The sequence below is a fragment of the Moorena sp. SIO1F2 genome, assembly GCF_010672755.1.
Taxonomy (GTDB): Bacteria; Cyanobacteriota; Cyanobacteriia; order Cyanobacteriales; family Coleofasciculaceae; genus Moorena.
The window spans coordinates 1-6,305 of sequence record NZ_JAAHFV010000356.1; the positions used below are offsets into that span (position 1 = coordinate 1).

At 41.3% G+C, this 6,305-nt stretch carries 5 protein-coding genes; all 5 read right to left on the reverse strand.

The genetic code is table 11. The features are described 5' to 3' along the window. Window positions 1-116: 116 nt before the first annotated feature. Window positions 117-293 carry a hypothetical protein gene (locus tag F6J94_RS28010; RefSeq protein WP_293046392.1) on the reverse strand — a complete coding sequence of 59 codons (177 nt, stop codon included), beginning with the start codon at window positions 291-293 and terminating at the stop codon, window positions 117-119. Window positions 294-471: 178 nt separating this feature from the next. After that, window positions 472-2,592, reverse strand: coding sequence for an AAA family ATPase (locus F6J94_RS28015; RefSeq protein ID WP_293046394.1), 2,121 nt, complete (start codon window positions 2,590-2,592; stop codon window positions 472-474). A 108-nt stretch (window positions 2,593-2,700) separates the two neighbouring features. Next, a complete protein-coding gene (locus F6J94_RS28020; protein WP_293046396.1) occupies window positions 2,701-3,582 on the reverse strand; it encodes a hypothetical protein in 882 nt (293 codons plus the stop codon). Between the two features lie 1,139 nt (window positions 3,583-4,721). Next, window positions 4,722-5,369 (reverse strand): response regulator transcription factor, encoded by a 648-nt coding sequence (locus F6J94_RS28025; RefSeq protein WP_293022019.1) that lies wholly within the window; start codon window positions 5,367-5,369, stop codon window positions 4,722-4,724. A 260-nt stretch (window positions 5,370-5,629) separates the two neighbouring features. Beyond that, window positions 5,630-6,305: sensor histidine kinase (locus tag F6J94_RS28030; protein ID WP_293046398.1), on the reverse strand; the 676-nt coding region annotated here is incomplete at its 5' end.

A 6,305-nucleotide genomic window follows, 5' to 3' on the forward strand; every position in this document is an offset into this window, starting at 1 on the left:
TCCTGAATCAGAGATAATCGGATTAGGGGTATTCCAGTCAGCCACTTCTGTATCTAACCACAGAATTTTGGCTGCTGATAAATTAAGGATTAACTCTCGAAGCTGAGCCGGTTGATTCAGGTACATTGGCGCTTGTTATCCGAATTTTTGCTATGGTAGAATGATACAGCAGTTTTCAATCGGGTTAGGTACAAATTCTTGGGTTTTAGGGAACAGGGAACAGGGAACAGGGAACAGGGAACAGAGCTTGTAGCTTGTAGGGTGGGCAAAAACAGTTTGCTTGTTTTGAGCATTCTAGATTATATTACTTTGCCCACCCTACTGTGATGTAGTTCATTAGCTTGTAGGGTGGGCAAAAACAGTTTGCTTGTTTTGAGCATTCTAGATTATATTACTTTGCCCACCCTACTTGAATTGGCCTGATTGCTGATTGCTGTTCGCGTAGCGTGCGCGTAGCGCTTATGCTTAAACTCAAGGTACCAAATATACTGATTGTGTTTCTGGGGAACCATCCACAGGGATAAGTTTTAGTTCATTTTCCTGACAAAGTTCCTTAATCTGTTGTTTAATTTCTATTTCTTTGAGCCGATTAAATTGACGGTGAGTAGTTTCAATTAAAACCTTAAGACCAATTAATTGGTCTTGTTTGAGCACATTTAACACAAATTCTTTAACCGGATTAAGGGGGACTTTATTATCTGCTATCGAAAAAATATTCAAATCCTTTAGTAAAGGACAATCCTGCAAAATTCCCGATTTTCGGATTAGATCCTTTAACTCTTCCAGTGTTATTGTTTTATCAGCAAGAACTAAGTCTTGGGAACAAGCCCCATTAACTAAGGTATGATAAGTGGCTAAGTAATGGACAGAGGAGATATCGTCTAATTTGAGGTGATGATGGTCATAACCATTAAATAGTTGGCTGTAGAGCTTGTACCCTTTAGTATCACGTTTTATGCTAATTTTTGTATGGCGAATTAGGTATAAGGTTTGGCAGCGATTGCTTTTTATAGCGTTATCACAGGCATTCATCAGATGATAGAAACTGCGACCATTACTAGTTTCTCCCCAGACTACTCCGATCCGTCCTTGAGGTGATGGCAGCTGGTAACTTAGGGAATAACTGGCAAAGGTTTTGCTACTGGACAAAAATTTTGGTTTAATCCCCCTAACCTCCAGAGCTTCTAATGCCTCTCGTAACATCCCAATCAATTCCGATTCATCAATATCTTGGATTCTGGTAATTTGCTGCTCAGTCTTTTGAAATTCTTTCTGCCACTTTAATTTAAATGAGGCTAGGCGTTTGTCTTCTATTGGTATTGATTCGCCAGCGGTATCCTTTTTAGTAGTTGACTCAGTTTTTGATTGCTCTGAAATGCTAACTCTCTCGATATCCTCACTAATTAAGTCAATCGTTGATGGCTCTGAAATCTTAACTCCCTCGGTATCCTCACTAATTAAGTCAATCCTTGATAACTCTGAGTTAACTACCTGAGTTTTATACCTTTGAATTAGCTGATTTCCTAGTTTCAAGGTCTGGCGGGGAGTGGTTTTGCCACCAGGAAATTCTTGTTCTAAGTCTTGCCGAGTTAAAGGGTAAATCGGTGAGGTGGATTTTGGTTCAGCTTGCTGATGTAACGGATAGAGTCGGCTTGCCCAGAGCGATTCGGCTTGCTCTAGGGTAATGTTTTTGAGCCTAATTTTAGGATTAAGTCTAGCGATATCAGCCTGTTGAATTTTTTTATGATTCCTTCTCCAGGTATTAGTGACTATGCTAATAATAATCAACAAGTTATTGGGAAAGCGAGTATTAAGGGTAGAGTTGACATTAAACAGCGCTTGTAGATCCAGAGAACCATCGGGCAAACGAGGAATATTATCCAATTGATCAAAACACAGCACAATCGGCTTGGTGGATGACGAAATTCTCCCGAAGTTGATTAAGATGTTCTGAGCATCGTCTTCGTTATCTATAGACCCTCTGACCCCAAGGGTTTTCAGGTCCTCTTCATCTAAATCTTCTCCCCTTAACCATTGATAAGCTAGGTGATACAGTTCTGGATTAGTGAGGTCATAGAGCACTCCAAAAAATTCTTTATCTCTATGAATTCCCCCTGGATAGCTAGCTCTGAGGTCAGCAATAAACCGTTTTCGCTCATTCAGCAGCCAACCGGTTTTTTTAAAGGCCGGGAGACTCTTTAGCCACAGCAGCAACTGAGACTCTTGTTCTCCTTCTGGGACTTTTAGCATACTGTCAACAGTTTCCCTAAGGATATAGCGCCAGATGCGATCGCTATTTGCCCAAGGACCGATATAAGCAAAGAATGCTTGTTGATTGAGCTGCTGTTTGAGCCGTTTTAATAGATAACTTTTCCCCGAACCCGAATCACCAGCCAGTAAGATAGTGCGGGGTCGATGGTCTTGAGTCACCGCACTGAGGGTGGTGGTTATCTGATTAATTTCATGTTGATGAATCGATTCGACATCCTTAAGGGCTGAATTTTCTGGATCTTCCCAAAAATTACCCGTAGCAAAGGTCACGGGGTCAAAGGGATTTAGGGCTTGTTTAATTATTTCCTGGATCGTTGCCATCTCTTTAATTCCATCTTCTATAGAGTGGACAAGGATAGAGGATTAACAAAAAGGCAGCCTCAGGTTATTGTATGATACTATCAATTATCCTATCTTTAGTATCATAATTTACTGCACCATAATGAAAAATAGCCTAGCCCCGGTATTTTGAGGAATACCAGCTTCAATTTGTTCCTCTGTATACATGTTAGCTTCTTGCAAAGCACTCATATCAATTTTATCCTCTGCTTGCAAGCTATACAGTGCTTTATCTAATTGTTCCCGAGACAAAGGCGGTTGTAACTTTTGGCGCAAATGAAACAGTGGCAAATAGTTTTCCGTACCCAGTTCCTGGTCTAAATTCTTGATAATTTGTAATATTTCTTCATGATTAGGGGGATTGACTAGAGCGGCAGTCGAATTTCCATCTGATTCTGAGATTGTACTGGTTGAGTTTGGCAGCTGTTTCCGCAGGAAATCGATGTAATCCGCTAACATGGTTTTAGACAGATTGATATTGCCACGACCAACGGGTTTATAATTATTTAATAGGTACTCAATACCGGTTTCAGTAATCCAGACATCTTTGAATTTAGTTTCTGCTACTGTGATATAACCCCGTTCTATCAAACCTTCCATGATTTCCTTGCGGGTCTTAGCAGGCTTAACGTTTGTTTTGGCGGGAGTAGTCGGTTCTGTTTCACAGGCTTTGATAATTTTGCGTTCTTTCGTGCTCATTGGTACTTCAGCCTGATCTTGGTTGAGGAGTTCCTTGCCTGCATCAGTGATCTGAATTTTGGTGATTTCTTGATTAGAGTCAATCAAATTGCGATCGCATAACTCCCGACAAATTCGATCTCGTTCCCCCGCTGAGGTTTTAGAATTGGGTTTCGCTTCGGTAATCAATGCCCGATAATCCGGTTTGCTCAGTAGCTTCAGTAAAAATTTTAGTTGGCTGACTTCCAGTTCAATAGCTTCCATGTTGATTGTCTTTACCTCACTTTTGTTCAAGATTAACCTAAATCTATTCCCTATAACCACTTAGTAGTCAAGGATTTTCGCAATAAATTCTACTTTCAGCCCTCAGCGGACGGGCCCTGGACCCTCAACTATCAGCCCTGAGCAGAATTATTATTATATAAGCCTTTCGCTTTTTTCAATAGTATCTTGTAAGCATTCAGCTATCAGCATTCAGCTATCAGCTCTTAGCTCTCAGGTTATGCGCTACGCACACGCTTGGCCTTGGCCTATGGCCACGGTAAGCTCTTGGCCACGCTAGGGGAACAGTTTTTGAATAAAATAAGCTGACGGCTGACCACAGAAAGCTGACGGCTGTTCGCGAAGCGTGAGCCTTTGGCTCACGGCTGACCGCTGAATGCTTACAGTATCTTTATTTCCGTCGTGCCGTACTAGGGTCAATCCTTACCGATATTTAGACTTATCTCAAGTCTGGTTGAATACCCATAATTAAGGAGGCGCGGGGAGGGTAGGGAGGCTGGGAGGTGTGGGGAGATAGGGAGATGGGGAGATGGGGAAATTTTTATTAAGGGTAATTATCGTGAGATCATATCAACTGAAAGTCGCTAGTACATGAGTATTCACGGAAAACTCTCAAAACGCTGATACCCGAAATGCTGATAGCTAAGCTACAGTCAATTTTATTACCCCTACTCCCTACTCCCTACTCCCTACTCCCTATTCCCCTAATAACGTCGAGTTTTCTGAACCCCGTAAACTAGTCCTGTACCAATCGATAACAAGATCAGTAGCCACAGGATACCACCAGGAATAAAGGTAAGAATACCAAAACCTCTGAGCAAGTAAACCATAACGGTGATAGCGAGAAGAGCGCCAAAAAAGTAGGCAATTATCAAAGTTTCAGATTGAGAATAGGAACTCATATATAGCAAAGGGAGTAGGGATTAGGGAGTAGGGAGTGGGGAGCAGTAATAATAAATATCTCCTATTTTTGATGTTATCAGAAATCAGCAAGATTGTTCATGAGATATTTATAAGTGCTACTTTAGGTGCGAGCTTTTGAATAAAACAGGTAAGCATTCGTTTAATCTCTGTTAGGTCTGCTGTCAGGAATTCATAAAGCTGACAGCTGACAGCTGACGGCTGACTGCTTACAAATGCTAGCTCAATAATCAATTATCACTAAAATACCCCAACATAGAGTTTGCTAAAATGGCTGCTTGAGTGCGATCGCGTACATTCAACCGACTCAAAATATGAGTAACGTGGTTTTTCACTGTCTTTTCAGAAATATACAACGTCTGAGCAATCTCTCGGTTGCTAGCACCGGTAGCAATTAGTCGTAAAATTTCCTGCTCTCTGGGAGTTAGTTCCTCCCAACCCGGAGGTGGACTCGGAGTTGGGTCTCGCATTTGAGTAGCGACTTTTTTGCCTATACCAGGGCCTAACTGAGTATAACCTTTTTGGACAGCTCGAATTGACTGGGCTAATTCTTCGGGAGGGGTATCCTTCAGCAAATATCCGGCTGCTCCGCACTGTATGGCTTGGGTAACGTACTGGTCATCATCAAAAGTAGTTAGTACTAATACCTTTGTATCTGGGAATTGCTGACAAATTTCCCGAGTTGCAGCCACGCCATCCATCACAGGCATCCGAATATCCATTAGTATAACATCTGGCTGTAAAGTTTTTACCAAACTAATTGCCGTTTGTCCATTCTCGGCTTCACCGACTACCTGTAAGTCTTCTTCTAACTTCAGCAAGGCTTTTAATCCACGCCGAATTAGACTCTGGTCATCTACTAGTAAAATACGAATCATCAAGGATGAATACTTATATAGTAGTTGTCAATTCTGTGAGGTACTTATTTTTAGGGAGTAGGGAGTAGGGAGTAGGGAGTAGGGAGTAGGGAGTAGGTAAAAAATTATCAAAATTCATCTATAATTGCTAGATATAGCGTTTGTAATTGAGAGGTAAACCTGTATGATATTTTTTGATTTTTAAATAAAAATCAGGACTCTTTCCCCTGTTCCCTGTTCCCTTTGCGATATGGTTACATCTCAACTGCAAACGCTATAGCTTAAACCTTTGGTAAAGGAAAATGAGCGATAATTTTGCAGCCAGCTCCTGGTGCTGTTTCAATTTTAAAGGTTCCTCCTAAGGCTTGGGTGCGTTCTCGCATTCCTTGTAAACCAAAACCGCTTGTGTTCTGGTTTAGGGAAAATCCAATGCCATTGTCTTTAATAATTAATTGTAAATCTGTTGCTGTCTTAATTTGGATGTCTACTTCAGTAGGTTTAGCATATTTAAAGATATTTGTCAACCCTTCTTGGACAATACGGTAAACTGCGATTTTGATGTCGCCAGGGATTGAACGCTTTAGGTTAAGATGGTATGTAGGTGAGATAGCTGTGGACTTTTGGAAGTCGTCGATTAGGGATGCGATCGCATTTTCTAGAGATTGCTCTTGTAACGGATTTAAACGCAAGGAAGCAACGGATTGACGTACATCCTTCAGAGCAGTTTTCCCGAGTTGTTTCGCTTCTAAGATAAATTCTTTGGCTTCAGCAGGGTCAGATTGTAATAGTCTTAAAGCCGCTTCCAAGTGTAAATTGAATACAGTTAAAGAATGTCCTAAGGAGTCATGAATTTCCCGAGCAATACGGTTACGTTCTTGCAGCGTAGCAATATCTTCAATCCGAAGGGCATAGTCACGCAGTTGAGCATTAGCCTGTGCCAGGTCTTGCCGACTTTTT

Excerpts from the sequence above, each read along its gene's own strand:
- F6J94_RS28025 (WP_293022019.1), bottom strand. The coding sequence starts at position 5,369 with ATGATTCGTATTTTACTAGTAGATGACCAGAGTCTAATTCGGCGTGGA.
- F6J94_RS28015 (WP_293046394.1), bottom strand. The coding sequence starts at position 2,592 with ATGGCAACGATCCAGGAAATAATTAAACAAGCCCTAAATCCCTTTGAC.
- F6J94_RS28010 (WP_293046392.1), bottom strand. The coding sequence starts at position 293 with ATGCTCAAAACAAGCAAACTGTTTTTGCCCACCCTACAAGCTACAAGC.